The organism is Herbinix hemicellulosilytica (assembly GCF_002904165.1).
GTDB lineage: Bacteria > Bacillota > Clostridia > Lachnospirales > Lachnospiraceae > Mobilitalea > Mobilitalea hemicellulosilytica.
Window position 1 is genome coordinate 346,229 of the sequence record NZ_CVTD020000008.1, and the last position, 16,974, is coordinate 363,202.

13 protein-coding genes are annotated in these 16,974 nt (G+C 33.1%); all 13 read left to right on the forward strand.

Going from position 1 to position 16,974, the window contains the following annotated elements; translation table 11 throughout:
• Positions 1–30 precede the first annotated feature (30 nt).
• The 13 genes from HHT355_RS02585 to HHT355_RS02645 all read left to right on the forward strand — a co-directional run bounded on the left by HHT355_RS02585 (position 31) and on the right by HHT355_RS02645 (position 16,972).
• The gene (locus HHT355_RS02585) at positions 31–1,173 is read left to right on the forward strand and encodes an SAF domain-containing protein (RefSeq protein ID WP_103201885.1); all 1,143 of its coding nucleotides are present in this window, start codon (positions 31–33) and stop codon (positions 1,171–1,173) included.
• Positions 1,174–1,175: 2 nt separating this feature from the next.
• Positions 1,176–1,850, forward strand: coding sequence for a hypothetical protein (locus HHT355_RS02590; protein ID WP_103201886.1), 675 nt, complete (start codon positions 1,176–1,178; stop codon positions 1,848–1,850).
• Entirely contained in the window at positions 1,847–2,758 is a 912-nt protein-coding gene (locus HHT355_RS02595; RefSeq protein WP_103201887.1) for a hypothetical protein, read from the forward strand. The genes HHT355_RS02590 and HHT355_RS02595 overlap by 4 nt, the downstream gene beginning before the upstream one ends.
• On the forward strand, positions 2,755–4,596 hold the full coding sequence (locus HHT355_RS02600; protein ID WP_103201888.1) for a P-loop NTPase family protein: 1,842 nt from the start codon (positions 2,755–2,757) through the stop codon (positions 4,594–4,596). The genes HHT355_RS02595 and HHT355_RS02600 overlap by 4 nt, the downstream gene beginning before the upstream one ends.
• Complete coding sequence (locus HHT355_RS02605) at positions 4,593–6,629, forward strand: hypothetical protein (RefSeq protein ID WP_103201889.1); 2,037 nt, start codon at positions 4,593–4,595, stop codon at positions 6,627–6,629. Before HHT355_RS02600 ends, HHT355_RS02605 begins: the two co-directional genes overlap by 4 nt.
• Positions 6,623–7,126 carry a hypothetical protein gene (locus tag HHT355_RS02610; RefSeq protein WP_103201890.1) on the forward strand — a complete coding sequence of 168 codons (504 nt, stop codon included), beginning with the start codon at positions 6,623–6,625 and terminating at the stop codon, positions 7,124–7,126. The genes HHT355_RS02605 and HHT355_RS02610 overlap by 7 nt, the downstream gene beginning before the upstream one ends.
• A gap of 14 nt (positions 7,127–7,140) precedes the next feature.
• A complete protein-coding gene (locus HHT355_RS02615) occupies positions 7,141–7,602 on the forward strand; it encodes a hypothetical protein (RefSeq protein WP_103201891.1) in 462 nt (153 codons plus the stop codon).
• A 19-nt stretch (positions 7,603–7,621) separates the two neighbouring features.
• Positions 7,622–8,002 carry a hypothetical protein gene (locus HHT355_RS02620; protein ID WP_103201892.1) on the forward strand — a complete coding sequence of 127 codons (381 nt, stop codon included), beginning with the start codon at positions 7,622–7,624 and terminating at the stop codon, positions 8,000–8,002.
• Between the two features lie 10 nt (positions 8,003–8,012).
• Complete coding sequence (locus HHT355_RS02625) at positions 8,013–10,757, forward strand: bacterial Ig-like domain-containing protein (RefSeq protein ID WP_103201893.1); 2,745 nt, start codon at positions 8,013–8,015, stop codon at positions 10,755–10,757.
• Positions 10,758–10,760: 3 nt separating this feature from the next.
• Positions 10,761–13,094: a hypothetical protein gene (locus HHT355_RS02630; RefSeq protein ID WP_103201894.1), complete on the forward strand. Its 2,334-nt coding sequence runs from the start codon at positions 10,761–10,763 to the stop codon at positions 13,092–13,094.
• A 44-nt stretch (positions 13,095–13,138) separates the two neighbouring features.
• Positions 13,139–14,173 carry a hypothetical protein gene (locus HHT355_RS02635; RefSeq protein ID WP_103201895.1) on the forward strand — a complete coding sequence of 345 codons (1,035 nt, stop codon included), beginning with the start codon at positions 13,139–13,141 and terminating at the stop codon, positions 14,171–14,173.
• 27 nt (positions 14,174–14,200) lie between these two features.
• Positions 14,201–15,202: a hypothetical protein gene (locus tag HHT355_RS02640; protein ID WP_103201896.1), complete on the forward strand. Its 1,002-nt coding sequence runs from the start codon at positions 14,201–14,203 to the stop codon at positions 15,200–15,202.
• A 168-nt stretch (positions 15,203–15,370) separates the two neighbouring features.
• Positions 15,371–16,972, forward strand: coding sequence for an S-layer homology domain-containing protein (locus HHT355_RS02645; protein ID WP_158245866.1), 1,602 nt, complete (start codon positions 15,371–15,373; stop codon positions 16,970–16,972).
• Positions 16,973–16,974: the final 2 nt, after the last annotated feature.

Here is a 16,974-nt window from a genome sequence, read left to right on the forward strand (position 1 = left end):
ATTAATAAAAAGCTTCATACGGGGTGAGCTATGAGATTCATAAAGAGATTAAGACGAACTACAAGACAATATATTACTGTAGCTTTTATATGTATTGCAGTAATAGGAACTTCCGCTATTGTAACTTCTGTCACTATGATAGGACAAATCAGGCAGGAATATGAGCAAATGCTTAACGAAACAAGGCAGGAACTGGAGAAAAGTAAAAAAACCGTATTGGTAGCTTTAACGGATATAGAAACAGGGGAAATCATAACCGAAGAGATGATTGAAGAAAAGTTAGTATATTCATCGCAGCCTGCCGAAAGTTATATATCAAAGAATGATCTTGGTAAAGCTGCAATAATAGATATTCCGGAAGGCACCCATATAATAAAGAGTATGGTGGCACAAAATGAAGTTTCGTCAATTCAAAGAGAAGTGGAATATGACGTTATCCATATCAGCTCAAATATACAGGCGAACGATTTTGTGGATGTGAGGATTCTTTATCCCAACGGAGAAACATATGTGGTACTTACCAAAAAACAGTTGAAAGGGTATCAACCTGATATGCCCATATGCTACTTATGGGTAGATGAGGAAGAATTACTGCGGATGTCTGCAGCCATAGTGGATGCCGGATTATATAGCGGTTCAAAATTATACATGACCAAATACATAGAACCTAATATACAGGACGCGTCCATAATTACATATACGCCCAGCATATCGGTACTTAACCTGATAGAAAACGATCCGAATATCGTTGACAGATGTTCTCAGCTTTTGAACATAGAAGTAAGAAAAGCTCTGGAAAACAGGCTGGCAAAAAGTCTGGATATGGATGTAAAAGATATCAACTGGGAGCTAAAAGGTACAATAAGGTATATGCCCGAATCAGGTAATGGACAGTTAAGTGCAAATACAAAAGAAGATACTGATACAAATATTGAAGATATAAATGAAAATATAAAAGATGATAATGTTATATCGTTAGGCAATAATAAAGAAGATATTTATCCTGAAGAAAATTTTAATTCAACCGACTTTCATAAACAGGATTACATGAATGATAACAATGAATCCACTGAAAAAGAGGATACTGATAATAATACCCGGTCTGATATATTTTATTTTCCCGAATTGGGACAAATATATGATGAAGAATATTTTATACCCGTGGAGGGATAAGAATGGTATGTGTCGGTTTTTTAGGAACGGAAGCATTTGACATAATACTTTATATAGGACATACTTTGGCCAAACTAAAGTATCCTGTGCTTATTGTGGATTTGTCAGATTCGGGGGCATTGAAAAATGTAATATATCACGGGATGGATTTAGACAGCATGAATGAAATTGTCCATTACCGTAACTTAAACTACATAAGGAAAGTACCGGGTTGTTACGAACTAAATGAATATAAAGACGGTGCTGTACTTATATCATTTGGATATTCTTATAGGGATATCAGGCCTTTGAAACTTGATTATATGAATATTGTTGTAAATCCATTTACACATGTTATGAATAAGGTTGCCGGAATAATGAATGACACTCTTCCTAATGATATAAAACTAAAGCTGATAGTAAGAGATATATTAAGTCCCGACGACCTAGAAACTGTTAAGAACAGTATAAATATGGAATCAGACCCGGACAGTATAAGTTATCTGTACCTTGATTTTAAAGATTATGAAAATGCATTAAGATGCCAACAACTTCAGACTGTTAACATAAGAAAAGTTTCAAAAAGAATGAAAAAGTTAGTAACCGGCGAAGTCAAATATATTGTATCAAAATTAAACGGCAACGGTAATAAAGTACATATGGCATCAGATGCTTTGGAAGGAGAAGGGGTAGGATGAGTAAAATAGTTTTTTGGTCTCCTTTACACGGCCAGGGGCAGACCAGCAATATGCATATTTTGGCTCTAATTTTGAGCTTGTTATATAAAAAGAAAATACTTTTGATGCAGACCCATATTTCCATGAACAATCTGGAAGGCCCCCTGGTAGGCAAAAATGTTGGTATAGACGGTTCAATTGATGACAATATATTTCAGGACATAGGCCTTGATGCGGCAGTAATGTACAGCAGAATAAATATGTTAAATAAAAACACGCTGGAAAGTTGCTGTATAACATTTCCCGAAACATCTTTACTTTTGCTTCCGGGTACCGAGATAAAAAACGGGGAAATTTTTGAACAGGATATAGGAAGAAATGTATTTAAGGTAATTGAAGATATCGAAAAGTATGTTGATATTGTAATGATTGATGCAAATAGCGGAAATAATGACCTGTCTTTTAAGATGATTTCATCGGCTGATTTAACCGTTATTAATCTTACCCAGCGCAGATATGTACTGGATACATTTTTTCAGGAGTATGCAGGCAGATTCGATTTTGGCAAGGTGTTCTTTTTGATCGGGAATTATGATAAAAACTCCGGTTATAATATAAGCAACTTTCAAAAAAAATACCGAAAATATTTAGGGAAAAATAATTCCGGTGTTATACCTTACTCCACCAGATATTTGGATGCCTTAAATGAATGTGAGTTATTGAAAATGGTAAGAAACGTCCTTAATATCAAAAGATTTGCAGAAATAAGTAGTTTTGGCAGGATGTTTATAAAAAAAATAAAACCGGGAAGATTTCAAAATGATGAAACAGAATACTTTTTCTATCAGGCTTGCCAAAGTGCCGAAAAAATTGTAACAAAGCTTAATTTAGCTGAGAACAAATCCTTTATGAAAAGGAGAGGGGCATGAAACCGATAGATATAATTCTGTCAGTTCTTATATTAACCGTAACGTCAGTAACTATTTATTACATTTTTAAAAGCAAGGTTGAGCCTGACAATGATGAAAATATATATTCACTTAGTAATTTATGTGACCGATTTAGAGAAATTATAAGTGAAATAATAAATACTGACCTGAATACCTTAAATCTGAACCGAAGGGACCTCGAGAACAGGAGAGCCATAAAAAGAACATTAAGTAAGGCTATCCGTAAATGTTCCCAGGGAGATATAAATGCAAAATTGATTGTTTTAAACAGGGTAAAGCATTCAATCTTAAATATATTTAAGATAACGGAAGATATCATTGACAACATAATACCTTTTGACAATAAAGACCTTTTAACCGCAAAGGAAAAGTTTGATATATTATTGTATCTGCAAAAAAGAAGCGGAAATTACAGAATGTTTCAAGGAATTTGCGAAATGGCTAATCTGGACAGGCTTTGGCATGACGGTGAAGGATATTATTATTGTATAACCGAAGAAGATATTAATTATGCATATGACAGTATGCATATTAAGTTGACCTTTGATGATAAAGTAAATATTCTTGCACAGAGGATTTATGAGGAAACGTATGGCCTATCTGTTGTTGACCAGTTGATTATGGAGGATATATCGTTAGACAGCATATCCGGCGGTGTATCGGGAGTTACATCATATGATTTCAGGTTTATGGAAGATGATATTTTGACCGGAAGTTACAGTAAGCCAAGGACCTGCGACAGTATATGGGTGGTATACCAGGGAAAACCCATACATCTGAAATTCTTATCTTTTAAATCCGATGAACAAATAAGGCGGATATGCAAGAACCTGGCGGAACACGGAAAAGCAGGCCACTTAACCAAATCAGAAGGAGGGGCCAAAACCCATCTTGCAGATGGCAGCAGGGTTACCGTATTTAGGCCGGACAATTCTATGCAGTGGGCATTTTTTGTCCGTAAATTTGCCAATACATCTTCACTGGAACTTAAAGATTTAATAACAGATAAGGGATGTCAATATCCTATAGAAGTAATAAAATGGGCAATTTACGGATGTGTAAATATCTTTTTTTCCGGAGATCAAAATTCCGGTAAAACTACATATACAAGGGCAGCAATAAAGGAAATAGACAGAAGGCAGGCCGTAAGGACTTTGGAAGCCGATTTTGAACTGAATTTAAACAATGCATATGCGGATAAAAATATATTGGGGACAAAGCCAAGCGAAAGGCTTCCGTTTCCTAAATTAATAGAACTGCTTAAAAGCTCGGATGCCCATACGATTCTGTTTGGGGAAACAGCCAGCCTGGAACATGCAAAGCATTTAATAGACCTTTTGCTTGCCGGAACGAAACGTGTTATAACCACCGGTCATTGGCCGACTACAGACGAATTGGTATCATATTTTGTACATGCCTTGGGTGGTTACGGTACATCAAACACAGACGATATACAGGCCATGGTAGCAAACCTTATTCATCTTGATGTGCATTGTGTCAAGGATAATGACGGTCACAGGTATATAGACCGGATTACGGAAGTAATTCCATATGAACATGATGAATATTTATCTTTAAATAATAACGGCATTGAAGGACGGCTTGAAGAAATATCCCATTATCTAAAATTGCTGACCCGAAGAAAAACATATTATACCAGAGATATTGTTGTATATGAAGACGGTATGTATAAGATGATTAATCCCATAAGTGAGAGATTGTCTGAAATTATTCTTAAGAATCTACCGCCGGATATGCGGCATGCTTTTAAGGATTTTAACAAGGTACAAAACGGAGGTGTGGCAGCAGCGGTTTGAATGAAAAAGTTGTCTTGTATTTAATATATATTCTTTCACTGATATTTTTAATTACCCTCATATATCTGATATACCGAAACAGGAAAGATAAAAAGTTATGGGGTATGCCAAAAAAGTCACATTTCGGAATTCAAAATTCAAGTCAATTTATTACGGACATTTATAAGTTTCTTAGCAATTTTCCCATTACCAGAAACTATATCAGAAAACTGTCATATCGCTATCGCCTTATTAGCCCATGCGACAGAAAAACCATAGCAGAAAAGACTGTATGTTCTGTTCTTCTTTCCTGGGTAATCAGTATACTTGCATTTTTTCTTATATTTCTGTCAAACAGGTCTTTAATAAATATAATCACTGCGGGTATTGCCATATTTATTATAAATTCCGAAGTAGTAAGCCGTATGGCAAAAAAGCACGAAATTAAAGTTCTTACTGAGATGCAGAAAATGCTGGCTGAAGTACTCCACTATTACTATGTTGAGTATCGGATTGACGATGCAATTTACATGGCAAGAGAAAACTTAAGCAAGGACATGAAAGTGGCTGCTGATCAGATTTACCAATTACTTTTGTCAGCCGACAGGGAAGAAAGTTTAAGGCAGTACTGTGACAATATACCCAATAAATTCTTACGGGCATTTGCAAGTCTTTGTATAGGGCTGATGGAACAGGGTGACAGGGTTATTGACGGAAAAATGCTTTTTGTAAGAAACCTGGAAAATCTTCAGCGTGAAATTGATATTGAAATAGAAAAACAGCAAAGGCTAAGTATGGAATTTATGGGAGTAATTTTGTGTGTAGTATCACCAATATTCTGCATTGAAATAGTAAAGCAATTTGCCATCAGTTTAAAGGAAAATATGGCTGAGTTTTACTACGGCAAACAGGGATTTTTGCTGGATATAGGCCTTATGGCCGTAATAACGGGTATATATGTTATTATGCGTAAAAGTGCGGAATATCCGGAATTTCATCAAAGCAGCCATAGGTGGTTATTTATTATTGACAGGATAAAGTTAATAAGGAAAGCCTTAGACAATTATTGTGACAAGTATGCCTCAAAGCAGGAGAAATTGCAGCGGGAACTTAGAAATAACGGCAGCAATATTCGGGCAAGACATTTTGTATTGCGAAGTTTCCTGATAGCATTGTCTGTGTTCATAGCATCTACGGGATTAGCCTTTTATCTTCATAAAAGCAGCAGAAAAAAATTGCTTGAGGTAAATTCGTATGAGATGCAATTTCTGACCCCTGCAGCCAAGGAAATTCAATACGAATCCATGGCAAGGACCATAGAAGCATATACAAGAAAATATATAGAAAAAACAACTATAATGCCGCAAAATACCGAAGAACTTACAGAAATATTTATAAAAGACGGTTTGGTCTTTCAGCCACCGATAGCGGAAGCTATAGCCGGGGATGTTTTAAACAGGGTTAAAAAATATCAAAATGAACACATTTCTTTTATAGATCTGTTTATCTGCCTGTGCTTAAGCATCATAGCATATTATCTTCCTTATATTTTCCTTAAATACATTAGCACCGTATCCAAAGATGCGATGGAAGATGAGGTTAATCAGTTTAATGCCCTTATTGGTATGCTCATGTTTAACGAAAATATTACGGTTAAGCAAATTCTGGAAGAGATGGAATCGTTTTCTGTTGTATTCCGACAGTCACTTCGGATGTGTATAGATGATTACGGTTCCGGTGATATTGAGGCTTTAAATAAATTAAAGGAAAGAGAGCCTTATGAACCCTTTAGACGAATTGTGGATAATCTGATCCGTTGTGATGATATGCCCATAAGTCAGGCTTTTGCAGAGTTGCAAGCCGATTACGAAGGATACATTTCAAAAAGAAAGCTTGCCAATGAAAAGTCAATAAAAAAACGGGTTTTTCGGGCCTATGTTCTGGCTGTAGTTCCCTTTATGCTGTTGTTTTCTTATGGCTTAATGCCGGCTTTGGTTTCTTCTGTTAAGGAAATAAATGAACTTCTTGCAGATCTGGAGAATATGACATGGTAATAATAAAGGACAATCAGATTTCAGAATATCAAAGGAGGATGGATATAATGAAGACAAAAAACAGTGATATTGCCGTAAAAATCTTTCTGGTTGTAGTTGGTGTAATCTTAACCGGACTTATAATTGCATGGTCCACAGGGGTATTTAAAGATAAGAAGAATGATTTAAGCAGGAGTACGGAAAAAATTAATAATGCAATAGGCTCCCTTGCAGAATTTGATCTACTTGTTTATGAGGGTGAGAGCATAAGAGGGGATACGATTATTGATTTAATTAATGAAGTTTATGAAAAAGATTTAGGAATTTCTATAACAGTAAAAACCAATAAGAATTCACAAAAGGGAAAAACATATAGTGGTGAAAAATATAAAGAGCCGGCAAGTAAAAATGATGAAGATTATATAAATCCTAACGGAATATTCAAAGGTGAAGTAATAAAAGATGAAAATGGTATGGTAATTGAAATAGTTTTTGATCAAAAGTACAGATATAAATAACAGGTGAGTTAAAAATGAAACATAAAAACAATGATTTTGTCCCGCAAATTTTCTTAACCGTTGTCGGAGTAATCCTGGTCGGAATAATTGTATATTATATCATGCATTCGGTAAAAAGTACCGCAAAAATAGCCGACAGTGTCATAGCTGGAACTGAAAAAACAGCAGTTGACTTTGAAGAATATGATATCGTTAAGTATGACGGGGAAGAAATCAGGGGCTCTGAAGTAATTAATTTTATAAAAAAATATTTAGGAGATTACTCGGAAACAGAAGAAGCCCCTATTTATGCCGAAGTAATAACAAAAATATCCGGATCAACATATCAAAACAAATACATAAACAAAAAGCACATATATGATATAAAAAATTTCTCAGACCAGGAACATTATATTAAGCCTACTGCTATTTTTATCGGGGAAGTCATAAGAAATGAAAATGAAGTAATTATCGGGATAAAATTTACTCAAAAATAATTTAAACCGGAGGAATAACATGCGCGAAGCGGTATCAAATATTGTTGAAATGATAACAGGATCGGTAATAATAAGTCTTGGCTTAATATATCTGATATTTCAATATAATACCATATCAAGCTTAACCGAGAATATTATAAAAAATGTTACGGAAGACAAGAAATTTTTTCAGCAATATAACACTGTTGATATCAATACAGTATCCGAAGAGGAAATATATGCAGCCATAATGGGATATAGGGAATATCCCATTATGGTTAACGGCAGTTTAATTCCGCCAGACGGTCAGGATTATAACGTGTATTTCTCTAATATTAAAAAGGGTTTATACAACAAAGAATACAGGTATGATGATAACAGAAATATTACAATGATTATATATTCGTTGAAAGGTTCATAAGGAGCAGGATATGGATTTTCCGGGAAGATTAATATCTGGTATATTAGCTGTACTTTTAATTTTAATATTTCCTTTGCAATATATTGCTCATTCTCACAGTGAAAATATAGATTCTCTTGTTGATGAAAAAACTCACAGGCTTACAGATGATATAAGAAGTAAGGGTTATCTTGATATACAAATGTATGAAGATTATATAAATTTTCTTGATACTACAGGAGAAAGATACGACCTAAATATTCAAGATATAAGGCCGGTTAAAGGCGAGGAAATTACAAATATAAACAAAAATAATCTGTCATTAGTACCTGTATCATATATAAAGCCGTTTTCTGCTGGTAAAGAAACAGAAATACTAATAAACGTGAAAGCGCGGTACCGAAAATCATATGATGAATTTGAATATTATAACTATTTATATATATCAAAAGATAATGGAGAAACCTGGAGCAAAATAATGAATTTAAGTGGAGAGTATTTTACCGACCAAAGATTTACATTTGGTCCTGATGGCCACTATTATTTTTTAAAAGTATATTCATGGAATTATGTAGATTATTATACACATGTAGTACGATATGATTCCCAAAATAATACTCAAAATACATTGTGTACATTATATTACAACATATCAAAATATAAAGAAATAATATTTGTAAATGATAAATTTTTCATAACACCAAATAGTGGCTCTTATATTATGTACAGTAATAACGCACAATCATTTAGTAACGGAACATATTTAGGAAGTAACATAACAATAAATAACATAGTTTATGGCAATAATGTATATGTAGCAGCCGGAAGCGAATGGAAATCATCTTCAGGATCAAATACAGCAGTCATATATTATTCGAGTAATGGAATAGACTGGACAAAAAGCCAATTAAGCATAAGTGCAAATGCAAATGTTATTTTTACTGGAGACATGTTTATTGCAGGTTTAAGTAATGGATATTTATATTACAGCTATAACGGGATAAATTGGACAAGTATGGGGCAACCAACAGTTGCTTCAAATAAATGTACTAACGCCACAAAACTTGCATACGGCAAAAACACTCTAATAATTAGTGATGGTAATAAAATATACATAACTAAAAATAACGGAAAATCATATGAATTAACAAACTTAAATGTAAAAAATGTGTATTTTTATAATGGTTATTTTTACGGAGCAGGATCACAAACCAATTATAATCCAATGAATGGATTTAAAAAATCTAGAGATGGAATTACCTGGGAAGAGATAACTCTTCCACTATCATTTGACAAAGAATACTTAATTGAAATAACTAACATATCATTCAATAATATAGAAAATTCCGCCAAACAGCTCGTATCAATAACAGTATCACCGACATTTCAGACAATACAGAAATATAGTAATCCATTATTTACTGTCAAAGTAATTTACAGTGACGAAACAAGCAGAATACTTAGCTCCGATGAATATTCAATTGAAGGTTTTGATGCATCAAAAATCGGCACACAAAATATAAACATAACTTATTCGGAAAACGGTATTACTAGAAATACCTCGGTAAGTGTAACAGTAACACCGTTACAAAGAGAATGTCCGATCTGTCATAACACATATGAGTTAAATCCTGACGATACAGATCCGGGATGCCCTTATTGCAAAGAACTAATTACCGGAATAGAAGTTACTCCAGATTATATTGAGGTGACTCAAGGGGATGCTTTACCTGTTATAGTAACTGCCAAATATAAAGACGGCTCAAGGGAAATTATAACCGATTGGATCAGCAATTATAATCCTGAAAAAGTCGGCCTTCAAATTGTAACTATTGAATATGGCGGTTACGCAAAAGAAGTAACCGTTTGGGTTTATCCAGGACTTATCCGGTGTCCGGTTTGTGATACAGAATATCCGGCTACAGAAGATAATTGCCCTGTATGTGCCGCAAAAGTAGTAAGTATAAGTGTGGAACCTAAGGAGCTTACGGTAATGCAGTATGATCCCATATCCTTAGAAGTTACTGCTTATTTTGCAAACGGCGATAGCCGGATAGTAGATGATTGGAGTATTGATGTAAATACCGACAGAGCCGGTACATATATTGCAACAGTAAGCTATAAAGGGGTATCTGCAAACATTAAGTTAAATGTACTATCAATTTTTTCAATAGAATGTCCTATATGCGGACTAAGATATAATATTTCGGATAGTCCCAAAGGCTGTCCGGTATGTTCGGAAGAATTGGTAGGAATAGAAGCATATCTTACAAGCGGATCAAATATAGTTCAACTTGGGGCAATACCATCGATTGCAGTTATTCTTATCTATCGTGATAATCACAGAGAGTTTGCTTATGAGGGTTTTACACTGGAAAATTTTAATCCAAATATACTTGGAGTACAGACAGCAACAGTTAGATATAAAGAATTTTCAACCACAATCATAATAAATGTAGTTAATACATTAGATACAATAACTTGTCCAAACGGTCATGTTTATTACAAAAATGCAGACGGAACTGATCCGGGTTGCCCTTACTGTAAAACAGCAGAAGATATAAGCACAGTAGTATATTTTGATATAACTTATACATCAGAGATATTAAAAGAGATTTATGCAAACGGAAAATACTATTTTAAAAAAGGGAATTATTTAACGCTTATATTAATTAAAAAAGATAAATCTTTATTTTATAAAATTCAAAATACATTTTTTAAAACCTCTTTAATAGGACGAAAGAAAAAATTCGTTTACGGAGGGAATATATACTAAACAATGAATAAAATATGGGAAATAGTTACTGATATTTTTATCGGCATAATAATTATATTTATCTCTGTAATGTTGTATTTCGGTTTAAAGACAGAAACAGTTTTGAGATCATTTTACAATAAAAATGTAGATGAATTCTTGGACAATGTCAAAAGAAACGGTGTTATTACTATAAGTGATTATGAGAAATTTTTAAGTAAAATGGATATTGGGGGAAATATATTCGATATCAATTTAGAACACAGATTTAAGATATTGGAACCGGAGTACCGTTTTAGGACGCTGGAAGAAATAATAGATGAGCAAAAAAGAAATTATACCGGCCCTAATGAATACCATTACAGAGAAGTGATAACAGAAAGGCCTCATGTAGATGATCCGATAAATGATGGAAATTTAAATACTGAAACCAACGAGAGTGTACTTGAAAAAGCCATAAACGGACCGGCAGACCCAAACCATGTTCATGATGAAAATTGCTATAGCGGACATAAACATAAAGGAAATCTTGTTTTTATCCATGAGCATGCTCATACCGGGGCGTGCAAAGAATTTATATCCTACATAATGATACCTTCCACATGTAATACTTGTAAAAGAGAATATATAGGAGGATACGTTGACTATTACTGGGATAGCAATTTAAACACAAGAGTATTTAATTTTTCAGATACTACCGGTACAGGAAGATGTCCATACTGTAAAAGTACATCTATTAAAAATGGAGAGCTTGAAAATTATTATCAATGGTCATGCGGATATGATCTTGAACCGGGTGTGGTAGGTTCAAAAGAAAGAGTTCCCCTAAATGTAGTATATTATTATGAAAAAACATATCCTCAAAGCAAGGAAAGAATGACATATAATACCGGATGTTATATATATCATAAAGAAAAACGTATGGAATTTAGTTTATATGACGACACCAGCATATCAAGAGCATTTAGTGAGTTATTATATAATAATTTTCAAGGATATTGTGTAATACCGGAATATATAAGTTTAGGGATATCAACAGATAGATACCTGGATGAAGCAAAAATAAGTGATAGTCAAAATTTATGCCGCGTTACATATAGAGCATATGTAAACAGTAGCGGTACTATTAGATTTAAGTATGCCGGTTATTGGTATTATGATTTACCGGCAGCAAGAAGTTATAGCGGTACTGATAATCCTGGTTTCCCTTCTGATATATCAGTATCGCAACTTAGATCATATATGAATAAGCCAACAGTTAATAACTGGTTTTATGAATTTTTTAGACGTAATTATAATAACGTAAATAACGGAGATGTATCTTTTCATCTGCACTGGTTTACCAGAAGATGGAATTCAAACGGTTATTCAAGTTGGTATGAAGATACAACAACATACCTGAATGTGTGTGACTTTGATCATACTCTTGGCGTAAATAGATGGATAAATACATGTGGTTTTGAGGAAGATAAAACAGTGGATTGTAACCATATTATAGTTTCGTTAACTCCTACCCATGAAAATCAAACTGTTTATGTAAATGATCCCTTAATAACTACAGCAGTTGCCACATACAAAGACGGATCAACAAAGACAGTAGTATGTACAACGGATTTTTCAACATCAAGTTTAGTAAAAGACCAGGATGTTACCTTAATCTATAACTATACAATAGACGGTAAATATTACAGTATATCTTGCAAAATAAAAGTAAGCGTTATCCCACGCAACAAAACTTGTTCAAAAGGGCATACATATAATTTAAATAGTGACGGAACAGATCCGGGATGTCCTTATTGCAAAGCCTGGATAGAAAGCCTGCGGGTTATAAGGCCGGAAACATCACCTATAGTCATTACCATTGGGACAACCTTGCAGGATAATGGTGTTGTTCTACTTGCTACTTACATGGACGGCCATACTGAAGAAGTAACAAGCGGATATACAGATAATCTGGATAAAAATTATCTTGGTACTATGCAGGTAACAATAGGATATAAAGGAGCGTCTATAACTGTTCTTGTAACTACCGTATGTAAAAAGATTGTATGTGATATATGCGGATACGAATATGACTTATATCCAGACGGGACAAATCCCGGTTGCCCAAACTGCATTCGTAAGATTCCCGTTTTTACAGGAAACATAATGGAATATGAACATATTAACCATAGTGAAGAGATTTTGGAAACTTTGTATGACAGAGGGGATTATATTTTAAATATTGATGATATCTTTACCGTAACAGTTAAAAATAAAACTTCAATTATCGCTCGTATGCTTTTAAGAAAAATATATCCATCATTATCAGAACGGTGGTGCTTAATAAATAAAAGCGAATACATTCTGAAAAGATAGTTTTTACTTCAATCATAAAAACCAATTAGATAAAAGGGATAAATATGAAGATATATCATTTTGCGTTAATTTTCTTAATATTTTTTCTGAGTGCAATAATAAAAACCGATATGCAAACAGGAAAACTAATAGAAATCAAAAACGAAAAAGAAGAACTGGAAAACAGTCTTGTTACTGCCGTATCCGATGCAGTAGCTTATCTTGCGGAAACCGGGTCCTATGGCTCGGGAACTATCAATAAAGATGAAATACTTGCAGCATTCTTCGCATCCTTATATTCATCTATGGGAATTATTTCAGATAAATCCGCCCAATCGGAAGTTGAAATATATATACCCGTAATACTTTTTTGTGATACTGACGGATTCTATGTTTATTATTATGATGAATATGTAACTTATGATGGACTGACATACATAGACCGTGTTTGGTCGGAAAAAATGCCGTATAGTTATGAAGATGAATATTTTATATATCGTTTTACCCTGACAGATTTGGTTTATATATATGATAAACATGACATGCTGAAACTGGAAGATAAATTTTTATACGTTGATTACAAAGAATTTGTAAATGAATCTTCATATGAAGACCTGAGGTTAAAATATAAAGATTGCATTCTTTTTAATGAAAGTGATTTCAATACAGTAAAAAAAGCATCAATTATAAATAAGCTGGAAGATGTGTTGGCATATTATACAAGCAGACATAATCATATAGCAAGCAAGAATGGAATTACATATTCATTTTCATTCCCTTACGGAAGAAGAGATGAATGGGCTGATTTTATTAATGATGTTAGCCTTCTTGTGGTATTTCAGGGATATCCTTATGGGCCTGAAAGGGATTACAGATATAATAAGATAATATCATCCGGCGCAAACGTTATAAAAAAATACAGATATTTTGTGGAAGAAAAGAGCTGGTACAAGCTTGCCCATAAAGAGGGGTGCAAAAAGATAAAAGATACCGATATGCTGCTTGAAGAGACTTTTGACAGTTTAGAGGAATGCGTAAAATTAGGAGCATTCTGTTGTGAATGCATTGAGCATGGTGCCAGGGTTCCTGATATTAGATAATTAGTATATAAGGTACGGAGGACAAATGTGGAAAGTATTTTTACACATTTTATATTTTCAATATTTTTAGGTTTTTTCCTGCAACTAATTCTTCATGAAATCGGACACTTAATTTTTGGATTATTAACAGGTTGGGATTTCCTTATTTTTCAGCTCAATAGATTTGCATTGTTACATCTAAAAAATAAAAATAGACTGGCTGTAGTTAGAAGCAAAAATTATCAGTGTATCATGTCTCCCAAATCTATAAATTCAAATCCCATGCTTTATACCATAGGTGGATGTATAGTAAATCTATTTTCCGCTGTAACCGGATTTTTAATTATACTTATAAATCGAATGACGCCTTCATTATGGCTGTATATATGGAGTTTTACCGTTTTTGGAATAGGCTTTTATGTAATGAACGGGACGTTCAGAATAAACCGGATATGTAACGATAAAGCCTGTTACGATTTATTAAAATATAACCCCTATACCCGCCTGTGCCATAATGCACAGTTAATAATCGCAAAGTATTTGGCAAACGGCTTCACATATAGGCAGATAGGGAAAGAACTAATATGTATATGCCCCGACACAGCCGGTAATGACATAGAGGCATACCAGGATATACTTGAATATTACTATTATCTTGATATGAACCAATTTAATATGGCGGAGCAGGCTCTTAATAAAATAAATACTACAGCAAGTTTTAGCAGGGAAATAACAGATACGTTACAAATGGAGCAAATATATATAAAATTACTGCAACGGCTTATTTCCAATGACAAAAATGAGATAGATTTTCCTTACTTTGATGTTAGGAAGCATACCAAAAAAGGGGATGTTCATGCATTAAGGGTTATAACAGTAACCAAGGCATACGCCAAATTTAAAGAAGGTGATTTAAACAGTGTATGGGAAATTATTGATAAGGCAATAAGCGAAATTGAAAGATCATTTTGTGTATATGAAGGCGAGAAGCTGTTTTGTATAGGACAATTAAAAAATTTGAAAAGCATCATAGAAGATAAGATAGATTAAGGATAAATTTATGGATTATGTAGAATGGCGGAATTTTTAATAAATAAATGGAAAAATATTGAACAAATAGTAAATATATACTATTATAAGATTAGTTTTATTTTAGTTGTGTCAAAAATAAATTTTGTATTTATATATATATGAAATTTTTTAGGGAGGAAAATGTATATGAAAAAATATAAAGGATTTATATTTGTTGTAGTATTAGTAATTACTTTAGTTTTTTCAGTTTTTAGGACTAATCAAAAAGCAATTGCTGCAGACAAATATATAAAAGTAAAGGATTATATTGAATATATAGTAAAACAAATGAATTGGCCGATAGATAGAATATCCGATCAGCCCTATATAGATGCTGCCATGGAAAAAGGAATTATAAAGAAAGGCGAATTTAAGGATTATTCAGAATATCTGACAAGGACTGATGCTGCGGTTATAGCAAACAGACTTGATGAAAAAAACCTATCTTATCTATTTACTGAAAATGCTATTATCTTCTTAAGAGAATGTGATTTATTTGAAGGCCGACTGTATTATAATGTAAGCGGAAATTTTTTCCCTAAAGGAGAAACTATTGAAACCTATGATGCAAAAAAATTCGGTCAGGATGTGGTATATCCCATATTAAAAAGTGCATTTCCAACAGAAAATTGGATTGATCAAGGAGTAAGAACAAGATATACAGATGTTTATGATAAAAACGGAAATTTGATAAAAACAGTAATCATGATAGGAAAAGCTTCACCGGATAAAAATAATGTAGTAGAGATAAAACCTATTGATGAAAAATCAAAGGTAATAGACATGTGGAATTATATAAAAGACCTTGATAGAAAAATAAATACTGTATTGGAAAAAAGAATATCAGATATAAAAAACATTCCAAAAAGTAAACGTGAAGCTGTAGCAGCTGTTATAGCAAAAGGGATTATGAAAGGATATTCAAACGGCTTATACGCTACAAGTAGAGAATTTAGAGGAAACAATAAAATTACGGCCAATGGTGCAAAAGAAGTAATTCAAAAAGTTCTTAATCCAGAAAAAAGGGCATTAGTAAGTCCTGACGGCCAGCTGATAAGAACAACAAATCTACCTAAAAATGCAAATGATTATCCTTATATCCTGGAATGTTTTCCGAATGAATATTATGAGATGAAATATAGTTTTATGTATCTAACAGATTACTTAACAGGTAAAATAAAAAAAGATGAATACGCTTATCCAAAAGAAGTTAATTATGAGTATTTATATAATAAATATTATTATAATCAATTAAGCCTTGAAACCGGCAAATATGGTCTATATGATGAAATGCTAACAAATGTAGAAAATTACATTAAACATATATTTAATGTAAATTATCGTACTGTTGATAAAATATGGAAAGTTGGACTTGCATCATCTTTATGTTTCTACAGTTGGGACAATAAGGTTTATGAAATGATAGAAAACTATATAGAAAATATTAAAAAAAATCATGTAGTAGTAGAACTTGATAAAATAGCAATAGATCCAGGATCTATTTATGAAAGCAGAGATTATTTGTATGTAAGAGTATATGTAAAATATCGTGTTACGGCAAATGAAATAAATGTACCTTCAAATCAATTAATATTTAACACCAATATAGAAAATCTTAAAATAAATGCATGGAAAGAATCAATTTTTGATGTAATGGTTGAATATAGAAGTGAGAATAGTGTTTATAAATGGGCCCCTACATCATCTATTAAATTAAGTGATTGGGCATATAGAGAAAGCTTTAAATAGGA

Coding starts and splice junctions, on each gene's coding strand:
- HHT355_RS02600 (WP_103201888.1), top strand. CDS start 2,755: ATGAAACCGATAGATATAATTCTGTCAGTTCTTATATTAACCGTAACG.
- HHT355_RS02590 (WP_103201886.1), top strand. CDS start 1,176: ATGGTATGTGTCGGTTTTTTAGGAACGGAAGCATTTGACATAATACTT.
- HHT355_RS02610 (WP_103201890.1), top strand. CDS start 6,623: ATGGTAATAATAAAGGACAATCAGATTTCAGAATATCAAAGGAGGATG.
- HHT355_RS02595 (WP_103201887.1), top strand. CDS start 1,847: ATGAGTAAAATAGTTTTTTGGTCTCCTTTACACGGCCAGGGGCAGACC.
- HHT355_RS02645 (WP_158245866.1), top strand. CDS start 15,371: ATGAAAAAATATAAAGGATTTATATTTGTTGTAGTATTAGTAATTACT.
- HHT355_RS02625 (WP_103201893.1), top strand. CDS start 8,013: ATGGATTTTCCGGGAAGATTAATATCTGGTATATTAGCTGTACTTTTA.
- HHT355_RS02585 (WP_103201885.1), top strand. CDS start 31: ATGAGATTCATAAAGAGATTAAGACGAACTACAAGACAATATATTACT.
- HHT355_RS02635 (WP_103201895.1), top strand. CDS start 13,139: ATGAAGATATATCATTTTGCGTTAATTTTCTTAATATTTTTTCTGAGT.
- HHT355_RS02630 (WP_103201894.1), top strand. CDS start 10,761: ATGAATAAAATATGGGAAATAGTTACTGATATTTTTATCGGCATAATA.
- HHT355_RS02620 (WP_103201892.1), top strand. CDS start 7,622: ATGCGCGAAGCGGTATCAAATATTGTTGAAATGATAACAGGATCGGTA.
- HHT355_RS02615 (WP_103201891.1), top strand. CDS start 7,141: ATGAAACATAAAAACAATGATTTTGTCCCGCAAATTTTCTTAACCGTT.